Annotated in this window: 15 protein-coding genes; 10 read left to right on the top strand and 5 right to left on the bottom strand. The window is 36.3% G+C overall.

The window, feature by feature from the left end; translation table 11 throughout:
• Nucleotides 1–6: 6 nt before the first annotated feature.
• From JHL15_RS02055 to JHL15_RS02035, 5 genes are all read right to left on the bottom strand, one after another.
• Complete coding sequence (locus JHL15_RS02055; protein WP_200242204.1) at nt 7–1,275, bottom strand: acetyl-CoA C-acetyltransferase; 1,269 nt, start codon at nt 1,273–1,275, stop codon at nt 7–9.
• Nucleotides 1,276–1,285: 10 nt separating this feature from the next.
• Entirely contained in the window at nt 1,286–1,891 is a 606-nt protein-coding gene (locus JHL15_RS02050) for a TetR/AcrR family transcriptional regulator (RefSeq protein ID WP_200242203.1), read from the bottom strand.
• A gap of 98 nt (nt 1,892–1,989) precedes the next feature.
• Complete coding sequence (locus tag JHL15_RS02045) at nt 1,990–2,970, bottom strand: alpha/beta hydrolase (RefSeq protein WP_200242201.1); 981 nt, start codon at nt 2,968–2,970, stop codon at nt 1,990–1,992.
• Nucleotides 2,971–3,018: 48 nt separating this feature from the next.
• Nucleotides 3,019–3,435, bottom strand: a complete 417-nt coding sequence (locus tag JHL15_RS02040) for an OsmC family protein (protein WP_200242199.1) — start codon at nt 3,433–3,435, stop codon at nt 3,019–3,021.
• Between the two features lie 89 nt (nt 3,436–3,524).
• Nucleotides 3,525–4,397 carry a helix-turn-helix domain-containing protein gene (locus tag JHL15_RS02035; RefSeq protein ID WP_200242194.1) on the bottom strand — a complete coding sequence of 291 codons (873 nt, stop codon included), beginning with the start codon at nt 4,395–4,397 and terminating at the stop codon, nt 3,525–3,527.
• A 355-nt stretch (nt 4,398–4,752) separates the two neighbouring features.
• Between JHL15_RS02035 and JHL15_RS02030 the strand changes: the two genes are divergently transcribed.
• From JHL15_RS02030 to JHL15_RS01985, 10 genes are all read left to right on the top strand, one after another.
• On the top strand, nt 4,753–5,745 hold the full coding sequence (locus tag JHL15_RS02030; protein WP_200242190.1) for an EndoS/ChiA family endoglycosidase: 993 nt from the start codon (nt 4,753–4,755) through the stop codon (nt 5,743–5,745).
• 226 nt (nt 5,746–5,971) lie between these two features.
• Complete coding sequence (locus JHL15_RS02025; RefSeq protein WP_200242187.1) at nt 5,972–6,850, top strand: AraC family transcriptional regulator; 879 nt, start codon at nt 5,972–5,974, stop codon at nt 6,848–6,850.
• Nucleotides 6,851–7,281: 431 nt separating this feature from the next.
• A complete protein-coding gene (locus JHL15_RS02020) occupies nt 7,282–10,242 on the top strand; it encodes a SusC/RagA family TonB-linked outer membrane protein (RefSeq protein ID WP_200242184.1) in 2,961 nt (986 codons plus the stop codon).
• A 15-nt stretch (nt 10,243–10,257) separates the two neighbouring features.
• Nucleotides 10,258–11,892 (top strand): SusD/RagB family nutrient-binding outer membrane lipoprotein, encoded by a 1,635-nt coding sequence (locus tag JHL15_RS02015; RefSeq protein ID WP_200242181.1) that lies wholly within the window; start codon nt 10,258–10,260, stop codon nt 11,890–11,892.
• A 170-nt stretch (nt 11,893–12,062) separates the two neighbouring features.
• Entirely contained in the window at nt 12,063–13,355 is a 1,293-nt protein-coding gene (locus JHL15_RS02010) for an MFS transporter (protein ID WP_200242178.1), read from the top strand.
• A gap of 42 nt (nt 13,356–13,397) precedes the next feature.
• Nucleotides 13,398–14,369 (top strand): glycoside hydrolase family 130 protein, encoded by a 972-nt coding sequence (locus JHL15_RS02005; RefSeq protein ID WP_200242175.1) that lies wholly within the window; start codon nt 13,398–13,400, stop codon nt 14,367–14,369.
• 105 nt (nt 14,370–14,474) lie between these two features.
• Nucleotides 14,475–16,709: a GH92 family glycosyl hydrolase gene (locus JHL15_RS02000; protein WP_200242173.1), complete on the top strand. Its 2,235-nt coding sequence runs from the start codon at nt 14,475–14,477 to the stop codon at nt 16,707–16,709.
• 32 nt (nt 16,710–16,741) lie between these two features.
• Entirely contained in the window at nt 16,742–18,169 is a 1,428-nt protein-coding gene (locus tag JHL15_RS01995) for a glycoside hydrolase family 125 protein (RefSeq protein ID WP_200242172.1), read from the top strand.
• A gap of 46 nt (nt 18,170–18,215) precedes the next feature.
• Nucleotides 18,216–20,540 carry a glucosamine-6-phosphate isomerase gene (locus tag JHL15_RS01990; RefSeq protein ID WP_200242170.1) on the top strand — a complete coding sequence of 775 codons (2,325 nt, stop codon included), beginning with the start codon at nt 18,216–18,218 and terminating at the stop codon, nt 20,538–20,540.
• Complete coding sequence (locus tag JHL15_RS01985) at nt 20,512–22,995, top strand: endo-beta-N-acetylglucosaminidase H (protein WP_200242168.1); 2,484 nt, start codon at nt 20,512–20,514, stop codon at nt 22,993–22,995. The genes JHL15_RS01990 and JHL15_RS01985 overlap by 29 nt, the downstream gene beginning before the upstream one ends.
• The last annotated feature ends 164 nt before the right edge of the window (nt 22,996–23,159 follow it).

The raw sequence follows: 23,159 nt of genomic DNA, 5'->3' as shown, positions 1-23,159 counted from the left end.
CAATTCTTATTTTTCTAAAATCATGGTGACTCCCTGTCCTCTGGCGGCACAAATAGAAATAAAGCCTTTTCCGCTTCCTTTTTCATTTAAAAGTTTGGCCAGAGTAGCTATAATTCGTCCACCTGTTGCTGCAAATGGATGGGCAGCTGCAAGGCTTCCTCCTTTTACATTCAGCTTGCTCCTGTCAATTTTACCTAAAGCTTTTTCAAGACCAAACTTTTTAGCGAGGTCATCATTTTCCCAGATTTTAATAGTTGCTAAAACCTGTGCTGCAAACGCTTCATGGATTTCATAATAATCAAAGTCTTCAAGATTCATTCCTGCTTTTTTCAGCATTCTATCAGCGGCAAACACAGGGGCGAGAAGTAAATTTTGTCTGTTCTCGACATATTCTATCCCGGCTATTTCTGAGAAAGTGATATATGCTAAGATGGGCAAATTATTGGCTTTAGCCCATTCCTCACTGGCTAGTAAGACTGCAGAGGCTCCATCTGTAAAAGGAGTAGAGTTTCCTGCAGTCAGTGTGCCGTTTTGTTTATCGAATGCTGGTTTTAGTTGAGCTAATTTTTCCAGCGTAGTATCAAGACGAAGATTATTATCTTTCTCTAGACCAAATGCAGGTGTGATCATATCATTGAAAAATCCTTCATCATAAGCTTTTGCCATATTTTTATGACTTTTAAAAGCTAATTCATCCTGATCTTCACGGGATATCTGATAATATTTAGCGGTGATTTCTGTATGTTCACCCATTACCAAGCCTGTTTTAGGCTCTTGTCCTTTATACGGAATAGGCATCCAGTCTTTTAGGGATGGGCTTAAGAGGTATTTTAATTTTCCAAAAGCTGATTTTTCTTTATTAGCTTTTAGAAGAGCTTTTCGTAGTCTAGCGGAAGATTCAAAAGGGATATTGCTCATAGCTTCTACACCACAGGCGATTCCACTTTCTATCTGTCCCAGCGCTATTTTATTTCCGATATAAATCGCTGCTTCAATTCCCGTGTCACAAGCTTGTTGCAGATCACACGCAGGCGTTGCTGGATCGAGAGAAGTATTCATTACCGTTTCTCTGATGAGGTTGCTTTCGGATATGTGTTTGATTACAGCTCCGCCAGCAACTTCGCCAAGAAGTTTTCCTTTCAGGTGGTAACGATCTATTAATCCATTTAAAGCCGAGACCAGCAAATCCTGATTTCCGGCATCGGAATATGCGGTATTCATTCTGGCAAAAGGAATTCTGTTGTATCCTACTATAGCCACTTTTTTTGTTTCCATATGATAAAATTTATGATGGAATAATGTTGAGTTCCTGATCAATAATTGACAGTATTCTGTCCAAAGCAAGGTTCAGAAAACTTTCATCACCTGTCGTTTTTGAAAGTAAAATTCCACCTTCCGTCAGCATAATGAATAAAGATGCTATTTCGTTAGCATTGGCTTTTTTATTCAGTTCTCCATTTTGCTGACCTTCAATAATTGTTGTTGAAATTTTTTTGATCCAGCCTTCAAAAGATAGGGTTACCTGTTTTTTAAGTATAGGAAAAGTATCATCTGCTTCAGTGGCGGCATTCATTAAAGGACATCCTCCATTTAAAAAAACAGCTTTCCAGCTTTTGCGGTAAAAATTGACAAAAGCTTTTAATTTATCTGTAGCAGAAGGAAAGTCTTCTCCCAAAGATCTGGCCATACTTTTAGTCAGTAATGTTGCATTGTATTTGTAAGCTGCAAGTGCCACTTCATCTTTGTTTTCAAAATTACCGTAAATACTACCTTTTGTTAATCCTGTCGCTTCCGTAATGTCCGAAAGTGTCGTTGAGAGATAGCCCTTCTTATTAAATAAGGGAGCAGTAGTCTCAATGATAAACTGTTTGGTCTTTTCTGCTTTTGACATGATTATGAAATTATATGCAAATATACAAAAATATACCAAATGGTATATTTAGGTTAAAAACTAAGTCTGAGTAATTGATCACCCAGACTTAATGTAATTTATTTAAACAGAGCTTCTTTTATCGTAGAAGCAGCATGAGTGATGGATTCCTGAATTGCCGGAACATGAGCTATAGGGTTTAGTAGTCCATAATCATGGATGAATCCTTTGTAAACTGCCAGTGTTGTAGCAACTCCTGCTTCATCAAGCTTTCTTCCGTATGCCACTCCTTCATCATGAAGGATATCATTTTCAGCAACATGAAGTAATGCAGGGGGTAATCCTTTTAATTCTTCAAGTGATGCCTGAATAGGAGAAGCATATTTTTCCTTTCTTTTTTCAAGATCTGTAGTATAATTATCCCACATCCATTTCATTAATGGAGCTGTTAAGAATCTTTCCTGTCCATATTTTTCATAAGAATCTCTGGTAAAGTCAGAATCAGTAACCGGCCATAATAAGATTTGATATTGAAGCTTGGGTCCATTTTTATCTTTTGCCATCAATGCAACTACTGCTGCCATATTTCCACCGACGCTATTTCCAACAACGGCTAGTTTTGAACCATCAACACCGATTTCTTTTCCATTTTCAGCAACCCACTTTGTGGCGGCATATGCCTGATTGATCGCAGTTGGGTACTGAGCATCCGGTGATGGAGTGTAGTCAGGGAATACAGCTATCGCACCACTTTTTACAACTAGGTCTCTTACTAATCTTTTATGAGTAGGAAAATCTCCTAAAACCCATCCGCCACCATGGAAAAACATAAATACCGGAAGATGATCTTGTGCTCCTTTAGGTTTTACAATATGGATATTTACTGTAAGCCCATCTTGTGTAATCATTCTTTCAGATTCTTCAATATCTGAATAATCAAAACTTACTGATTCTTGCGCTCCTACAAGAACTTGTCTTGCATCTTCAGGAGACATTTCTTCAATTGGTTTTCCACCTCCACTGTTAAGATCCTTAAGAAAAGCACGGATGTCTTTTAAAATTTGAGGATCGTTTTCTGCTGGTTGAATTGGTAGTGACATAATAATTGATTTTTTAGGTTGTTAATTGGTTATAATAGTAAGGTTGTTTTAAGCTAAAGTCGCATTCAATGTAATTTCAAAATTGAAAGCTGCACTTACAGGACATCCTTCTTCTGCTATTTTAGCATACTTTTGAAAATCTTCCTCTGAAAGACCAGGAACTTTTGCTGTTAATGTCAGTTCTGATTTGGTAATTTTCCCAATGCTCGGGTCAAGAGTAATAACAGAAGTTGTTTTCAGTTCTTCAGGAGTAAAACCCGCCTGTGATAATTCTGCGCTTAATTTCATGGTAAAACATCCTGCATGAGCAGCTGCTAAAAGTTCCTCAGGATTTGTTCCTACACCATCAGCAAATCTGCTGTTGAAAGAATACTGAGTTTCATTTAATGTGGTGCTTTGTGTTGTTAAGCTTCCTTTTCCTTCTTTGATGGTACCGTTCCAAACGGCTGTTGCGTTACGTTTCATAATGTTTTGTTATTGAGTTAATATTTAAATTGATTTTTGATATGACAAAGGTATATCGTATGTGAATCGATTTCAATAGATAAAAAGTACTAAATATTGTACTTTTTTCCCGAAGAATAATTTTTTTTGAAATTTGCAGGAGTGCTTCCGACCTTATTCGTAAATAATCTATTAAAGTAGGCCGGATCTTCATATCCCAGATCGTAAGCGATTTCCTTTACAGGCTTATCAGTATAAAATAAAAGTCTTTTTGCTTCTAATAAAATTCTATTAATGATCAGCTGGTTGGGAGATTCAAGATTTAAATGCTTGAATTTATGAGTGAGTGTCTTTGGAGCGATACGAAGAATTTCAGCATAATCCACAACATTGTGTTTTTCTCGGAAATGAATTTCAAGATTTCTGCTAAAATCCCTGAAAACATCCAGTTCGTTATTAGGAATATTAACGACATCAGTTTCCAGATTTTGTTTTTTCCATTTTCTTGTCGAATGAATGATGATCTGTTTGAGATAAGTTCTGATCATTTCTTCATTGGAAGATTGTTTCCATTCCAGCTCATCCTTTATATTGTGCAATAAACTTTTGATGATCGTGGCTTCATCTGAATCCAACTCTACTTTTGGAATTTCAAAAATATTATGGAAAAGAAGTCCATCACAGGCTACTTCTTTATCATGAATCTGAATACAGTAAAAATCCCTGTTATAGTACAGAAGAACAGACTCATCTATGCCTCCTTTTTTTACATCTAAATATTGATTGGTAAGAAAAAATAAAGTAGGAACTTCTGTTTTATAATGATTGAAATCCACGCTCAATTCATATCCTGAAGGAACAAAGAAGATTTTAATTTCAGAATGAAATTTATTTTCTTTAAGTGTATTTAGATTTTCCTGAGTGAAAATGTTGAATCCAAATTTCTTATAGGGGTCTTCAAAAATAAAACTTTGTGGCAGCATTGATAAACTTTAAAACTAAAGGTACAAAAAAGCCTGGTTTGAAGATGTTAAATCAATGAAATAGAATTTTAATTTAAAATGAATAGGCTTTTAATAAGAAGAAAGGTAAATGAACTATGTAAGATGTGGTTGAGATGTGTAAGTATTTGTTTTATAGATTTTTATAAAGGGTGTGAAAAATAGTACTATTTAATGATAAAATAGTATTATATCTGTTTCTCTGCAAAATTTAGATTTGTTAATATGAATTTAATCTTAACAATAATTTAAATATTTCTTATGTATTGAATGCAATGTGCAAGAAATTAAAGCTCTATTTATTGATGTGTTAAAAAACCAAATAAAAAATGTAAAGATGAAAAAACAAACAAGAATTTCTTTTTTAAGTGTATTACTAATTCTAATAAATCTCAGTTTTATATCTTGTAATGATGACGAAACAACCCCAAACGAAACCACTCCGATTGAAGTGATTAATGGTAAAAAATTTAAGGTAACAGGGTATTTTAATGGATTGACAAGAGGGGGAATGGTACCTGATTATTATAATTTAAGAGATATTCCGGAAGGGGTGGATATTGTTAATCTCTTCCATCGCTTTTTAGGATTAAGTAATTTGAAGCGAGGTGACAGGGCTCCGGGAGCTACAGGAGAAGATGCTAAAACACTGACTGAGATTATTAATGACGTTCAATTCCTTAAGGCCAGAGGGACAATTGTTGTTCAGACACAATTTGGTAATGAGATTTTTGAGAATTATAAAGATGAAAGGAAAACCATAAAATTTAAAAACACGACTGAAGATTACAATGCCTACGCTAAAAAAGTTTCTGATTCATTAAATAAATGGGGAATTGATGGAGTAGATTTGGACCTTGAGCCGGGGTATACAGACGTTGGCTTTAATGACGGAGATTGGGACCTCTATGTTCAGGCTTTTGCTAAATATTTTGGACCCAAGTCAATGTCGGGAAAATTGTTGATTATTGATACCAATGCAGGATTCTCGGAATTGAAGCTGTCAAAAGAAACACTTGCTAAAATTGATCTTATTTATATTCAAGATTATTGGGGAAGTGAAGCAGACACAGATGGCAAAATCGATGGCTACTTGCAGGCTGGTTTCCCAAAGAAAAATATATTCCTAATTTCCGCCGATTTTGAATCTTCATATTCCAACAGTAGCACTAGCCAGGGACCTTTGAGGTTAAAAGAATATTACAGCTCTTCAAAATATCAGGACAAGGCAGGCGGATATGGGGCTTATGGTTTTAATTTTGATAAAAAATTAGATTATAAATATTATAAGGAAATGATATCAAGCTTAAAGCTACTAAATAAAAAATAAAAATAATAGCTTTTGCTAAAATAAAGCCGTTTCTACACCTTGTGATACGGCTTTATTTATGAACTAAAAGATGTAGTGAATCTGGATCAAAGAAGCCGATCCTAATCTTTTATAAAAATAAACGTACTTTAGTCATTCTAATTATAAGGACAACTGGGTATAAGGATTACAACCTTGAATTTTCATATAGTGACTCCAATTCAATGATTTAATTACTGTAAAATACATGAGCAGCTTAGAAAATATTTTAAGAGAAATAACTCCGCTATCTCCGGAAGATAGTTTTCTTGTATTTGACAGGATAAAAACATCTTTTGATTTCCCCTATCATTATCATCCTGAAATTGAAATCAATTTTATCTACAAGGGAAAAGGCTACCGCCGGATGGTAGGTGACCATACAGGAGAGATTGGTGATATAGAATTGGTGTTGGTGGGACCCAATCTTCCGCATTGCTGGGCTAACTATAGATGCAAAAACAAGAAGACTTATGAGATCGTAGTTCAATTCAATCAGGACTTTTTTAATCAGTCCATGATGCAGAAAAATATTCTAAAACCCATCAACAACCTGATCAAAGAATCTATCAGAGGAATTATGTTCTCAAAGGAAACAGCTGAAAAACTGAAAGAATCGTTTCTTAATTTATCGAAGATGAATAGTTTTGAGTCTTTCATAGAGATCATGAAAATTCTTAATGAATTAGCGACTGCTGAAAATAAGACCTTATTATCTTCTTACAGTATTGAGCTTGAGACGTTTGTAGATAGTGATAAAATGAAAATTATCCACGATTTTGTCCATAAAAACTTTGAAAATAAAATAACACTGGAAGGAGCGGCCTCATTGGTCAATATGAGTAATGTGACATTTAACAGATTTATCAAAAAAAGAACGGGGAAAACTTTTGTGAATTACCTGAATGATATAAGAATCAGCTATGCAGCCCGCTGGCTGATGGAGAAAAATCTTACGATTTCTGAAATTGCTTTTGAAGCGGGTTTTAATAACATCGCCAATTTTAATAAAGTTTTTAAATCAATCAAAAAAACAACACCAACAGAATTCAGAGAACAATTCAAGGGAGTAAAGAAAATAGAATGATATTTTTATTTTAAAAGAGTTTTATATTCTAGAGTCCGGATTTGGTGTCCGGATTTTCTTTTTTTACGTCTTAAATTGACAGGAATAATAAGAAAAATTGAACATAAATCACTATTTGCTTATAAAAATCATTGAAAATAAGCAAAATGATGAATTGTGAAAACTGATATAAAACCCTGTATTTCAGCGTAAAAAAAGGTCGTTGAGAAAACGTTAGAAAAAATAATATCGTTTTATGACAAAATAGTATTATATCTAATTGTGCACAAAAATTAGATTTGTCAATATGAATTAAATTTTAACGAAACTTTAAATGTTTAGTATTTATGATACATAAATGGTAAGCAAAATAAAAGTCAATTTGCTTTATAAGTAAAACGAGTTTCAAAGTAGACTTTTGATTCTAAAATTAAACACTATTTAATCTACCTATGAGAAAAACTGCTATACCGGTTTTATTAGCTTTTTCTGTGTTTGGATATGCACAAGTAAAAAAGCCTGCCGATTCAACTAAAACAGCCGATATTGAAGAGGTTGTTGTGACATCTTTGGGGATCAAAAAACAAGCACGCTCACTTACCTATTCAAGCCAGCAAATTGGCGGAGATGAGCTGACGGCGGTAAAGACTCCCAATCTTTTAAATTCCATTAACGGAAAAGTTTCCAATGTGCAGATCAATAGAACCAATGGTGTAGGGAGTTCCGTAAGGGTAGTGATGAGGGGAAATAAATCTGTATCCAATAGCCAACCGTTGTATGTGATCGATGGTATTCCGATTATTAATGATGCAGGAAAAGCACCTGAAATAAGTCAGTACTCAAGTATGCCAGATGCAGGTGATGTATTAAGTTCCATCAATCCAGATGATATCGAAAGCATGAATTTTCTTAAGGGAGCTTCAGCTTCGGCATTGTATGGTTCTGCAGGGGGTAATGGTGCAATATTGATTACAACAAAAAAAGGAAGAGCGGGTAGAAGTTCTATCAGTTACACTTCCAGCTTTAGTGTAGAGCAGGCATATAGTCTTCCCAAGTTGCAACATAGCTATCTCTCTTATGATCCTTCTGTATCAGGTGATGCTCCAGGAGCCTCTGTACAGAGCTGGGGAGCAAAAGGTTCTTCTAAAGATTATCTGAAAGACTTTTTGCAAAATGGAACAACTTGGGTCAATAGCCTTTCTTTTCAATCAGGAAATGAAAAGTCAACGAATTATTTCTCTCTTGGAAATACAACCAATAAAGGTGTTGTTCCACTGTCTTATTTTGATCAATATAATGTCTCTTTCAGAAACTCCAGTAAATTTCTGGATGATAAGTTGACATTAGATGCTAACTTTATTGGTTCTATACAGAACAGTGTAAACAGACAATCTCCAGGAGTTTCCTTTTCTCCTTTAACAGGTTTATACTGGCTACCAAGAGGGGTAGATTTTGATCAGTATGGACCAGATAATTATTCGTACATTGATAAAAATCGTTTACTTCCAGCACAAAATTGGTGGGAGGTAAAGCCAGACGGATCATTTAAAGGGAATCCGGCTACACAGAATCCATATTGGATATTGAATAGGGACAAAGTTACAGTAAATAACAAAAATACATACAGTGCAGTTGCTTTATCTTATCAGATCAATCCGTGGTTGACAGCAAGAGTACGCGGAAATTATAGTTGGAGCATATCAGATAGTCAGAGAGGGATTTCTGCCTACTCTGATCCAGCATTACTAGTCAATGGCACTAATGGCAGATTGCTTAGAAATACATATGAAAATTCTTCTACTTATGGAGATGTTTTATTGGTTGGTAGTCCAAAATTGAGTGAGGATATTTCTTTAGACTTTACAGTAGGAGGAAGTATTAACACAACAAGAAATAAAGTAACCCAAATTGATAATGCCAGTCTTGTAACACCCAATTTATTTTCATTAAATAACCTTTTGTGGCCAGGAAACAGAGCTCCAGGAGATGGGTATCATTATATTTACTATAATTTAAAAAAACAGGTACAATCATTTTTTGCCAGTGCGTCCGTTGGATATAAAAACATGTTGTATCTGGATATGACATTCAGAAACGATTGGGATTCAACTTTGGCTTTAACCGGCAGAAAAGGGTTTGATTACGAATCAATAGGAGCAAATGCTATATTATCATCAGTCTTTAAACTTCCAGAAGTCATTAATTTCTGGAAAGTAAGAGCTTCTTATGCTACGGTTGGACTAGGACTTCCACCGAACATTTCGAACGCTATGTTGGAATATAATAAAGGATATTCTTTTGGAGTAGATGCCGGGACAATTGTTTATCCTAAGAGTTCATTTGTTACTGATCCACGTTATAAAGATTTGTTTCCAAAGCCTGAGTTGAATAAGACTTTTGAAGCAGGTACAGAATTAAGATTACTTAGAAACAGACTTAATTTTGATTTTACTTATTATGATTCTAATGCGACTAATCAATTGTTAGAAACATTGATCTCTTCCAATTTAGGTGGTATTCCTACAGGTTCATACTACATCAATGCTGGAAAGATACAGAATACAGGTTTTGAATCTTCATTGTCATATAAGGTGTTCAACACAGGGAAATTTGACTGGACAGCTACATTAAATGGATCTGTGAACAAGAATAAGATCGTTGAGCTATTTCCTTCAAGTCTGAATATTCCACAGGATCAACTGTTTTCATTAACAGGAGGAGGAAACTATACAAAAATGAAATTAGGGGGATCATTTGGGGATATTTATGGAATTAAATATCAAAGAGATGAGCAAGGACGCATTTTAGTAGATAAAGATGGTATTCCGTTAGCAACTACAGGAAGTCTTGGCTACTTAGGAAACCCAAATCCTAAATTTATTTTGGGCTTCAATAATAGCTTTAATATTGGTAAATTAGGTATCTCCTTCCTTGTTGATGGGAAATTTGGAGGACAGGTATTATCCCTTACTGAAAAAGCAAATGATGTATATGGTGTGAGCCAGAATTCTGCGAATGCTCGTGATGCAGGCGGGGTATCTATTCCAAATTCAGTATATGCACCGGGAACACCTAATGCAGGGCAAGCCTATAATGGGAAAACTGATCCAAAAGCATATTATAAAGCAGTAGGAGGGATTGAAAATAATACAGGGATTGATGAAGCCTACATGTATAGCGCTACAACAGTACGTTTACGTCAGGCATCAGTCTCATATACTTTTGATGTAAATTCAAAATATATGAAAAGTGCAACGCTAAGTCTTGTAGGAACCAATTTGTTTTTCTTCTACAAAAAGGCTCCGTTTGATCCTGAACAGGTGTCAGGAAATACACCTGGTGGGGTGGGAGTAGATTCTTTTGGATTACCAATCACCCGCTCTATTGGATTATCATTAAAAGCTAACTTCTAATTTTACAATACGAAAATGAAAATCATTAATATAAAAACATGGGTACTAGGTGCGATAGTATTGGCTTCTGCTTCCGGATGTACCAGTGAACTTGATCAATATAATCAGGAAAAATTAGGAGGCCCTGAAAATTTTTATGCTGACTTTAAACTAGTTGTAGACCCTTTGGTATCTATGCAAAGAGGACTTCAAGCAGATTATCAGCTGTATCCTAATTTGAGCGCTGATATGTTCAGTGGTATGTTTAGTACAGCATCACAATTTAATGGGGGAAAAAATAATATGACCTATTATATGATGGATGGATGGAATAACAGAATTATTGCCAGACAACAGGATATTTTCAATTATTCTATCAACATGGATAATGCTGCAGAGAAAATCTATCCAGGTATAAATTTTAAAGGGACATTTGCAGTTAAAAAAATATTGAGGGTTATTACTGCTGCGAGAGTCTCTGATAACCATGGTCCAGTGGTGTACAGTAAATATGATACACCAAATGCGAATGGTACAACAGATTTTGATTCTCAGCAAAATGCATATAATCAATTTATTATAGATCTTACGGCAGCTATTAATGACCTACAAACGGTACAGACTAGCCCAGCGACACAAAATGTTGAAGATAAATCTGCATTGAAAAAAGCAGATCTTGTATATCAGGGGAACATGGCAAAGTGGGCAAAATTAGCTAACTCGCTTAAACTGAGATTGGCGATGCGTATGAGTTATGCCGATCCTGCTAAATCTAAACAATATGCAGAAGAAGCGCTTGCATCACCTGCAGGATTAATTAGTGAAAATGATGATAATGCTTTGATCAGTGTTGGTCAGTCCGAATTGAGCTTTATCATCTATTCTTGGGGAGATTGCCTTATAGGAGCACCATTGATGGCTTATATGAACGGATACAATGATCCTAGGCTTCCTGCCTATGCGATTCCTGCAACAGATAGTAATCCCCTTATCAATGGTAAATATATTGGAATCCGTCAAGGAATTGATTTACTAAATGGAAAATCGACCTATGGAGGGTTTTCTCAGCCACAGGCAAAATCAGCTAACGGAGATTATTTCTCAGCTACAGACGGTAAAATGAAGCTGTTCACGGCTGCCGAAACCTGGTTCCTGAAAGCAGAAGCTGCGTTGAGAGGTTATACAGGAGCAGGAGAGATCAAGGCAGATTATGAAGCAGGGGTTCAACGCTCATTTGGAGAGTGGGGAAAAAGTGCAAGCGTTGCTACATACCTGGCCAACACAACAGATACAGAAGCTCCATATGTGGATCCAAAAAATGCAGCTAACAATATCGGGGTAGGACATCCTGAGCTGAGTACTATTACTATTGCATGGAACAATGCCGATTCTAATGAAAGAAAATTGGAAAGAATTATTACTCAAAAGTGGTTGTCTCTTTATCCGAATGGCCCGGAAGCTTGGGCAGAACAAAGAAGAACAGGGTATCCTATTCTTTTCAAAGTGAGACAGAATGATAGTGGTGGATTGATCAGTACAGATGCGATGATCCGCAGAATTCCGTTCACTGTAGATACTAAGAATTCACTATTTAATTATCCTCAGGCTTTACAATATTTAGGTGGAGCGGACACAGGAGGAACAAAACTATGGTGGGATAAAAAACCTTAATTTTAATTCAATAATTTAAAAGTACAGAGGCCGTCTCAAATGACAGATATGAATTGATATTTTTCATTTCGGTGTAAAAATCTACAGTATTTTTTATTTCTCACAATGTTTCGTTTATGCCGGAATAGAACTTTTGAGATGTCCTCTTTCTTTATCATCTATAATTTAACATGGGAAAAAACATTTCCGGAACCCGTTCAATACAGCCTATTCTGTGGATTTCAACGTTATATTTTGCAATGGGGGTACCCTTTGTGACGATTAATGCGGTTTCCGGGATTATGTATAAAGACATGGGAGTTTCGGATTCAAAGATTGCTTTTTGGACGGCTCTCATTTTGTTTTCCTGGACCCTGAAACCTCTTTGGAGTCCTTTTCTTGAGATCTATAAAACGAAGAAATTCTTTGTCGTTTTTACCCAGTTTGCTATAGGAATTCTGTTTGCTTTGATTGCATTAAGTCTTCCTATGCCCAATTTTTTTAAATACAGTATTGCTCTTTTTGCTGTTGTAGCATTTTGTGGAGCAACTCATGATATTGCTGCGGATGGTACTTATATCAATTTTTTGACCAACAAGGAGCAGGCAAAGTACATCGGATGGCAAGGCGCATTTTATAACCTGGCTAAAATTATCAGCAGTGGAGTGTTGGTTTATTTTGCCGGAGTTCTCGAAAAAACAAAAGGAGTTACCCACGCCTGGATGATCATAATGGGAGTCTATGCATTTCTATTTTTTGTTCTGGCTATTTATCATTATTCTATTTTACCAAAAGAAAACAAATCGGAAAAGCAGAAAAATGAAAAAACTGCTGGAAATGTTCGCAAGGAACTTCTGGAAGTGATCACTTCTTTTTTTACCAAACGAAATATTCTCTGGTCTGTATTGTTCATTATCCTGTATCGTTTTGCAGAAGGATTTGCGATTAAGATTGCACCTTTATTTTTCAAAGCTCCCAGAGCTTCGGGAGGTTTAGGATTATCTACTTCCGATATTGGACTTATTTATGGGACTTACGGCTCAGCAGCTTTTATTTTGGGATCTGTATTAGCCGGATATTTTATTTCTGCACGAGGATTAAAAAAGTCATTGATCTGGTTATGTTGTGCATTCAATATTCCATTTGTGGTATATGCTTTATTAGCCCATTATCAGCCGGACACTCTTCTTCCGGTAAGTATTGCCGTTGTGGTAGAGTACTTTGGTTATGGATTTGGCTTCGTTGGACTTATGTTGTACATGATGCAGCAGATAGCACCTGGTAAACATAAAACGGCTCACTATGCATTTGCAACGGGTATTATGAATCTTGGGGTGATGATCCCTGGAATGTTCAGTGGGATGATCAGCGACTGGATAGGATACAAAATGTTTTTCATCTGGGTTCTGATTGCTACGATCCCTGCATTTTTGGTCACTTTAATAGCACCTTTTCCGCATCCGGAAAAGCAAAAAGAAGAATAATTCACTTATTATAATAATTTAAATAAAAGTAAAAAATACTTTATGACACCTCAATCAGCAATGATCCCTTGGCAGGATCGTCCGGTAGATAGTCACGATATTATGTGGCGTTTCTCCGAAAACCCAATCATCAACAGATATGCAATTCCTACATCAAACAGTATATTTAATAGTGCTGTAGTCCCTTTTGAAGATGGGTTCGCAGGCGTTTTCAGATGTGATAATAAAGCGGTGCAAATGAATATTTTTGCAGGCTTTAGTAAAGATGGTGTTCATTGGGATATCAATCATGATCCTATTGAAATGCAGGCTGGTAACACCGAAATGATTGAATCCGATTATAAGTATGATCCTCGAGTTGCGTTTATAGAAGATCGTTACTGGATCACTTGGTGTAATGGATATAATGGTCCTACAATTGGGATTGGTTATACGTTTGACTTCAAAGAATTTTTCCAGTGTGAAAATGCTTTTCTGCCTTTTAACAGAAATGGAGTTCTTTTCCCTGAAAAGATTGATGGGAAATATGCCATGTTGAGCCGTCCAAGTGATAACGGACATACGCCTTTTGGTGATATCTATATCAGTTACAGTCCCGATATGAAATACTGGGGAGAGCATCGTTGTGTGATGAAAGTAGCTCCTTTTGAAGACAGTGCATGGCAGTGTACAAAGATTGGAGGAGGTCCTGTTCCTATAAAAACTGAGGAAGGATGGTTACTTTTCTATCATGGGGTAATCAACACATGTAACGGTTTCAGATATTCAATGGGAGCTGCATTGCTTGACCTTGAAGATCCATCAAAAGTATTGTACAGAACAAAACCTTATTTATTGGCTCCGGCAGAATTGTATGAGCTTACAGGAGATGTTCCGAATGTGATTTTCCCTTGTGCAGCTTTATCAGAAGGAGATAAAGTGACTGTATATTATGGTGCTGCAGATACTGTGGTTTCCATTGCCTTTGGATATATTTCAGAAATCATTGATTTTATGAAAAAGAATTCTCTTTAAAATTAAATAGACTTAAAATTGTAATGAAAAGCGTCATTTTCTCGCTTTTAAAATAAAATTTTCATTTTTTTGTGTTGTCTTAAAAATGTTCAAGATCTCTCTATTATGAAAAAAGAACTGTTTATCTATATTTTTGTTGCTCTGTTTTTTCAAACCAGTAATGCCCAATTACCGAAAGGTGATGTTCTATCATGGGTAGATCCATTTATCGGAACGGGAGGACATGGTCATACATTCCCCGGGGCTACAACGCCTTTCGGAATGATACAGCTGAGTCCGGATCAAAATACCAAAAGTGGTGACTGGGACTGGTGTTCAGGTTATCACTACAGCAGCAAAACGATTATGGGATTCAGCCATAATCACTTGAGTGGAACAGGCTGGGCAGATCTTGGAGATATTTTGGTGATGCCGACTACCGGAAAAGTAAAAATGGTTCCAGGGTCAGAAGACAATCCTGAAACCGGTTATCGTTCCAAATTTACTCATGAAAAAGAAACAGCATCGCCGGGATATTATTCCGTAATGCTGGATAGTTATGGTATAAAAGCTGAACTTACGGCTTCTCCAAGAGTAGGATTTCATAAATATACTTTTCCAAAGAGTGATGAAGCTAACATCATCATTGATCCAACCAACAAGATCTTTGGAAATATTTACCACACGCTGGTAAGAATCGAAGGGAAAAACAAAATTTCAGGATATTGTTACAGCAATGGTTGGGGAGGTAAAAGGTTTGCTTATTTCGTAATGGAGTTTTCAAAACCTTTTAAATCATATGGAACTTATTCAGGAGGAAAAATAAACGACAATGAGAAATTTGCCCTTGCTAAAGATGCAAAAGCCTTTGTGAGGTTTTCTACAGAACAAAATGAAAGCATTGAAGTAAAAGTTTCTTTATCTCCGGTTAGCACAGAGGGAGCTCAGGAAAATTTTGATGCAGAAGCAAAGAATGTTGATTTTGCTAAAGCTAAAGAAACAGCTCAAAATACATGGAGAGATCTTATCAACAGATTTCAGATAACAGGAGGTACTGATGACCAGAGAAAAATCTTCTATACCGGAGTTTACCATACTTTCATTGCACCGAATCTTTATATGGATACCAATGGAGATTATGTGGCGGCTCAGGAAAATATGAATACGAAATGGTTTACCAATTACAGTACCTATTCATATTGGGATGGCTTTAGAGCAACACATCCGTTGCTTACCATTATGGATCAGAAGCATACAAAAGAATTTGCAAATTCTCTGATCAGCAGGTATACAGATCGTAAAGATCATATGCCAATATGGGAGCTGTGTGGATATGACAACTTCTGTATGCTCGGGTATCACAGTGTTTCTGTTATATGGGATGCAATTTCTAAAGGAGTTCCTGGAATCGATCAGGAAAAAGCATTTGATGCCATGAAAGACGCTTCATTAACAGATAAAATGAGTAGCAGTGATGGCGGAGGAGGCCTCAATGATTATATTAAACTGGGCTATTCCCCATCAGAAAATGGAGCTTCTGTTTCTGCGACACTGGAATATGCTTATGATGACTGGTGTATCCAGCAACTGGCTGAAAAATTAGGTAAAAAAGAAGATGCTGAGGTCTATAAAAAACGCTCCATGAACTTCCTTAATACTTTCAATAAAGAAAATAATCACTTCTGGCCTAAACAAAAAAATGGACAGTTTCTACCGGATTTTCCTCTAAACGATTGGAAAAAGCTTCAGCCACATTGGGTTTCAGGAAATATTTGGGCATATGACTTCTTTGCTCCTCACCAGATCGATGAAATGATGAATCTGTATGGCGGGAAAAAAGGCTTTGAAGAAAAACTAGATAAAACATTTACAGAAGCGCTTAAAATGGAAGGTGAACAGCATGTGGATATTTCTGGATTTATTGGATCTCTTGGATTTGGAGACGAACCGGGACATCATGTTCCTTATCTTTACAATTATGCCGGAGCACCATACAAAACGCAGAAAATGATCAAATTTATCCGCGATAATATGTATGCTGCAAAACCTGATGGAATTGTGAACAATGAAGACTGTGGACAAATGTCGGCATGGTATATTTTCTCTTCATTAGGATTTTATCCGGTTACTCCAGGTAAGCCTGTCTATGCGATTGGAGCACCACAATTTCCAAAAGCTTCTTTGAAACTTGAAAATGGAAAAACATTCACCGTGATTGCAGACAAAATATCTGATAAAAATATCTATGTTCAGAAAATGTTTTTAAATGGTAAAGAGTTTAAAAGTTGGGAAATCAATCACAGCGATATCATGAACGGAGGAGAATTAAAATTTGTCATGGGAAGTAAGCCTGTAAAATAGAATTAATAAAAAATAACGAAATAAACGTATCAATGGAAAGGAGAAAATTTATTAAAACAAGTGCATTGGCAGGAGCCGGATTATTATTTGCGCAAAATACTTTTGCAAAAGGATTAAGCGTAGAAGAATTTCCTATTGTCCGTGTTCCAAAAGATAAAAGACATTTTACCAGTGAAACGGTAGAAAGTGCCATTTCGGCTTTCAAGAAGAAAGTTAAAAATAAAGAATTAAGCTGGCTTTTTGAAAACTGCTTTCCGAATACATTAGATACAACGGTTTTCTATACAGAAAATAATGGAACACCAGATACTTATGTTATCACCGGAGATATCGATGCAATGTGGCTTCGTGATAGCTCTGCTCAGGTTTTCCCTTATTTACAGTTTTCAAAAAAAGATGAGAAACTGCACAAATTGATATCAGGAGTAATCCATAAGCAAACCCAGTTTATTTTAAAAGATCCTTATGCAAACGCATTCTATAATGACGATCAAAAAATAAGCAAGTGGAAAGAATATGATCACACAGACATGAAGCCGGGTATCCACGAAAGAAAGTGGGAAATCGATTCATTATGTTATCCTATTCGTCTTGCCTATCACTTCTGGAAAACAACTGGAGACATCAAGCCATTTGATAATAATTGGCTACAAGGAATTAAACTGACTTTGCAAACTTTCATAGAACAACAGAGAAAGACAGGTTTAGGACCATACCAATTTGAGAGAACAACAGCTTGGGCTACCGATGGAATCCCAATGGGAGGATATGGCTATCCTACGAACCCGGTTGGTCTTATCAATTCTATGTTCCGCCCAAGTGACGATGCTACGATTTATGCATTTCTTATCCCTTCCAATTTGTTTGCTGTTGTAAGCTTACGTCAGGCCGCAGAAATGGTTTCGGATATAAAAAATGAAAAAGCACTGGCAAAGCAATTAACCAGCCTTGCCGATGAGGTAGATGCTGCGATCAAAAAATACGGAATCTACGATCATCCTCAATATGGAAAAATATATGCTTTTGAAACGAATGGTTTCGGGAGTTATAATTTAATGGACGATGCGAATTGCCCAAGCCTTTTAGGATTGCCTTATCTGGATGCTGTAAAAGCAGATGATCCGGTATACATCAATACCAGAAAATACATATGGTCAAAAGATAATCCATTCTTTTTCAAAGGTAAATTGGCTGAAGGAATTGGAGGACCTCACATCGGTTTGGATATGATCTGGCCAATGAGTATCATCATGAAAGCGCTTACGACTAAAGATAAAGGTGAGATCAAATGGTGCATTGAAACGTTACAGAAAACCCATGGTGGAACAGGTTTTATGCATGAATCTTTCCATAAGGATAACGATAAGAAATTTACCAGAGAATGGTTTGCATGGTCCAATACTTTATTCGGAGAATTATTGTGGAAAACCTTTAATGAAAATCCTGAACTATTGGCATAAATACAAAGCTTTATAATCACATTTAACACAAATACAAAGTTTTAAGATGGAAAATAACAAAATTTTCACCCCTGTAGAGCACACCTTTTTGAATGATGTTCCAAGAAACAATAAGGTGAATGTTCCCTATATCGTTGTCGATAATTTTCCGAAACTGGGAATGCTTTCTGCGTTCCGGTTTTTGGAATGGGTACATAAAAATCCAAAAGGAGTCATCAGTCTGCCAACCGGAAAGACCCCGGAATATTTTATCTATTGGACGAAATATATCCTGGACCATTGGGAAGAAGAAAATGTTGTCAAGCTTAGAGAAAAACATCAGCTGTTATTTGCTGATAAACCATCACTGGCTGATCTTCATTTTGTACAGATTGATGAGTTTTATCCCATTAAATCTTCACAGGGTAACAGCTTTTACCATTATGTAAACAAATATTACATTGAAGGTTTTGGGCTCAAAAAGGAAAATGCGTTGCTTATTAATTGTGACGAAATCCTTTTGGCTGAGGGTAAAAGTTTTGAAGAAGTTTTTCCGGATAGTAAAGTAAACCTTGAGCTGAGATATCGTGAAGCTCAGAATCCTACAGAAAAACTGCAAAAAGAATCCATCTTTCTTATTGATAACTGGTGTTCGGAGTACGAGCAAAAGATCCGTGAATTGGGGGGGATTGGTTTTTTCCTTGGTGGAATTGGCCCAGATGGGCATATTGCCTTCAATATCAAAGGCTCTGATCCTTATTCTACAACTCGATTAACTTCTACGAACTTTGAGACACAGGCTGTTGCTGCCGGAGATCTGGGAGGAATTGAAATTTCAAGGGAACGCTTAGTCATTACAATAGGATTAGAAACTATTATTTATAACAAGGATGCTGTGGCTATTATTTTTGCTGCAGGAGAGGCAAAAGCTCCAATGATAAAAGATGCATTGGAATTACCTCCATCTAATTTATACCCGGCTTCCGTTCTTTCCCAACTTCCTAATGGAAGGTTTTATATTACCCTGGGTGCAGCCAGTATGCTGAATGATCTTGTTGATTATTACTATCAGTCAGGGAACTGGTCTCAGGAAAAAACAGATCGGGCAGTTATGTCCCTGACACAGAAACTCAACAAATATGCAGAACATCTTACCTTAGAAGATCTGAAACAGGACGAGTACACAAAATTAATTCCCGGACTTAATGATACAACTGTACAGCAAGTCATTACATCCATTGAAGACAAAATAAAAATTGGGACAAAACCATTGAGTAATGAAGTTTTTTATCACACAGGACCCCATCACGATGATATTTCTTTAGGGCTGTTGCCATATATTCATTATCAATCCCGTAACGAGACCAATGCGTCTCACTATTCGGTTCTTACCTCTGGATTTACAGCGGTTACCAATAAGTTTTTAATAAAGATCCTTCATGATACGCTTTCTTTTATTGAAAGAGAAGAAATAGAAATGCTTAATTATCCGGACTTTTTTGAAATCGGATATAAAAATAAAAAAGACAAAGATGTCTATCATTACCTGATCAATATTGCCTCTGAAAACGAGGAGGAGAGATCGAGAGCTGTTTCCCATAGAATGGTCAGAAATGTTGTTGAACTCTGGAACTTGAAAAGCAAGTCAGGCTTAACTGAAAAGATCAGAGAGATAGTAGATACAGTCAACTCCAGCTATGACGGTCAGAATCCTGAACCTAAAATTCAGACCCTGAAAGGGATGATCCGGGAATATGAAGAAGAACTGGTATGGGCTCATTTTGGAGTGCGCACAAAGAATGTCAGCCATTTGAGGCTTGGTTTTTATACAGGTGCTATTTTCACAGAAAAACCAAAAAGGGACAGGGATGTTCTTCCTATTTTAGAACAGTTAAGAGAGATTAATCCAACGGTCATAAGCTTAGCTTTTGATCCCGAAGGCAGTGGTCCAGATACCCATTACAAGGTTTTGCAGGCGATAGCAGAAGCGGTAAGAGAGTGGGGGAAAGAAAAAGATCTTTCGGGTCTTAAAATCTGGGGGTACAGAAACGTTTGGTATCAATTTAATGCAGCAGATGTTTCTCACATTTTCCCAGTATCACTCAATGCGATGAGTACGATGGATGAGAGTTTTACCAATAGTTATCTGAGCCAGGTAGAGGCATCTTTCCCAAGTTACCGTTACAATGGAAAGTTCAGTCATTTGTCCATACAGACCTGGGTGGAGCAACTCAAAGCAGTACAATTGGTATTAGGGAAACCTTATTTTTATGATAATGACAGTCCAAGGCTTCGGGCTACTCACGGATTGCTTTTCTTTAAAGAAATGAATGTAGAAGAATTCCTTCAGTCTGCGAGAGAACTTGAAAAATCAACAGAAGGAGCTTTCTGATTGTTCCGGTATTGCTGATTTCAATGATGAAAATTTTAAACAGATCAAAAACAAAACAAACTATACTATGAAAGGAAAATCTATTCTTATTGCTTTGATCATATTGATCTTTCAGGCAAAATCATTGTTGAATGCACAGCTTAATCCTTTAGGAATATGCTATGTGGAAGTGAATAACAGCAATATGCTGAATGCTGGATCTTATACTTTACAAAACACGAATAAACAGCTCTTTGATGTAGCCATTATTTTTGCGGCGAATATCAATTACGATGCTTCCAAGAGCAGAGCTTATATTTCCAGCAATAACAATGTCACAAAAGTATTGAATGATGTGAATACCTATGTACGACCTTTACAGCAGAAAGGAATAAAAGTGCTGCTGGATATTTTAGGAAATCACCAGGGAGCAGGTATTTGTAATTTCCCAAATAGGGAAGCAGCACGTGATTTTGCTTTGCAAATTGCAAATACTGTTTACACCTATGGTTTAGATGGAGTTGACCTTGATGATGAATATGCAGATTATGGAAATAACGGAACGGGACAACCAAATAGCAGTTCTTTCGTTATGCTGTTACAAGAACTTAAATTAGCTATGCCAGATAAATTAATTACCTGGTATTATATTGGCCCTGCAACAACAAGACAAGCTTATAACGGGGATAATGCTGGAAATTATATCAATTATGGATGGAATGCTTATTACGGAACATATAGCGCTCCTTCGATACCACCTCTTACCAATTCTAAGATTTCTGCAGCAGCAACATGGATACAAAATACTTCTGCTTCTACACTTTCCACTTTAGCAACCAATTCAAAAAATGATGGTTATGGAGTGTTTATGTGGTATGATCTTAAAGGAACCAATGCTGCCAGTTATTTGAGTACAGGATCAAATATCCTTTATAATGAAAATACACAATTGAGCGGTCAGCTTTATTCGTGGACTCAAGGAACAACATGTGATCCTCCATTAGGTCTTGAAGTTACTAATGTTACAGGGACTTCCGCTAAATTGAACTGGACGTCTAATGGTTCACAGACTTATAATATCGATTACAAAGCGGCTGGTTCAACAACATGGACAAGTGCAGCAACAGCTTATTCCGGAAGTAATATTACCATTAACAACCTTGCGCTGAATACGGATTATGATTGGAGGATACAATCCAACTGTTCTTCGACATTAAAGAGTACTTATCTTTTTGCACCGAGATTTAACTCCGGAAGTGGATGCGAAATCCCTGCCAGCTTACAGTCACAGAATTATTTAGGGACTTCTACGAAATTATCATGGACTGCCGGAACTGCTTCTTCCTTCAATCTGCAGTACAAAACCACCGCAGCTACTACGTGGACGACAGTGCCTAACATTACGACAAATACATATACTTTACAGAATTTAACAGAAAATACAAATTACGTCTGGAAGGTGCAGTCTATATGTGGTACTTCAAATACTAGTGCCTACTCAGCTGAAGCTTCATTTAATAGTGGTTTTGCACCTGTTCAAAGTCCTGGACCAAGATCTCTTTCTTTTAATGGAAGTACAAATTATCTTAATGCAGGACAATTTAACCTTAGCGGAAATGCTCTGACATTTGAAGGTTGGGTAAAAGTGAATGCATTCAAATCAGCGTTCCCTTATATTTCTTCAGTGATGGGTATTGAAGTCGGAGATAATAATTCTGCAATTCTGAGATTTGGAGATGCTAATCTTGCCAACAATAAATTACAATTTATTCTGAGCTTCGGTTCTTCTCAAATCAAGCTAAACAGCAGTACGGGGTTGAATACCAACACATGGTATCACATTGCTGCGACCTATGACGGAACTGCAATGAAACTTTATATTAACGGGACTCTTGATGCAAGCATTAATGCTACAGGAAACTTTAATGCCAATGGTATTCTTTATCTCGCAAGAAACTATGATAATTCAAGAACATTGAACGGTTTTCTTGATGAATTCAGAGTTTGGAAAAAAGCACTGACACCTCAGGAAATTACGGACAACAAATGTAATATTGCGCCAACTACTCCAAATCTTGAAGCCAATTGGAAAATGGATGAAGGAAGTGGAAACGGAGCTTTAGATGCTACCTCAAATACCCATTTTGCTACTTTGACCAACATGTCAAATGCTAACTGGAGTACAGATGTAGCTTGTAATTCTAATTTGTCTACAAAGGATCTCGCTTTTGAAAAAGAAAACAATGTTTATCCAAATCCTGTTAAGAAGGGGAATGATATTCATTTTATGATTAATGATCGCTCTGTAAATGAAGTGGCACTCTATGACATTTCAGGGAAACTGATAAAAAAACAGATTGTTGATAAAAATAATGTTACCATAAATACCCAGAATTTATCAAGTGGAATTTATGTGTATAAAATGAAATCCTCGAATGATCAAATAAAATCTTCAGGAAAAGTAATTGTAGAATAAATATCAGAAATAATTAATAAAAAGTATACAGTTAGAATTAAATTAGGATCTAAGATGGGCAGACAAGTGGCAGAATAGGTTAAAAAAAGTTTGATTATTTTGCTTTATTAGCTCTTGTTTTCTTGTTTGTCTGTTTTTGGATTATAAGATGATTTAATTATTGA

The sequence above is a fragment of the Chryseobacterium paridis genome, from assembly GCF_016595215.1.
Taxonomy (GTDB): Bacteria; Bacteroidota; Bacteroidia; order Flavobacteriales; family Weeksellaceae; genus Chryseobacterium; species Chryseobacterium paridis.
This window is presented reverse-complemented; position numbering and strand designations above follow the sequence as displayed.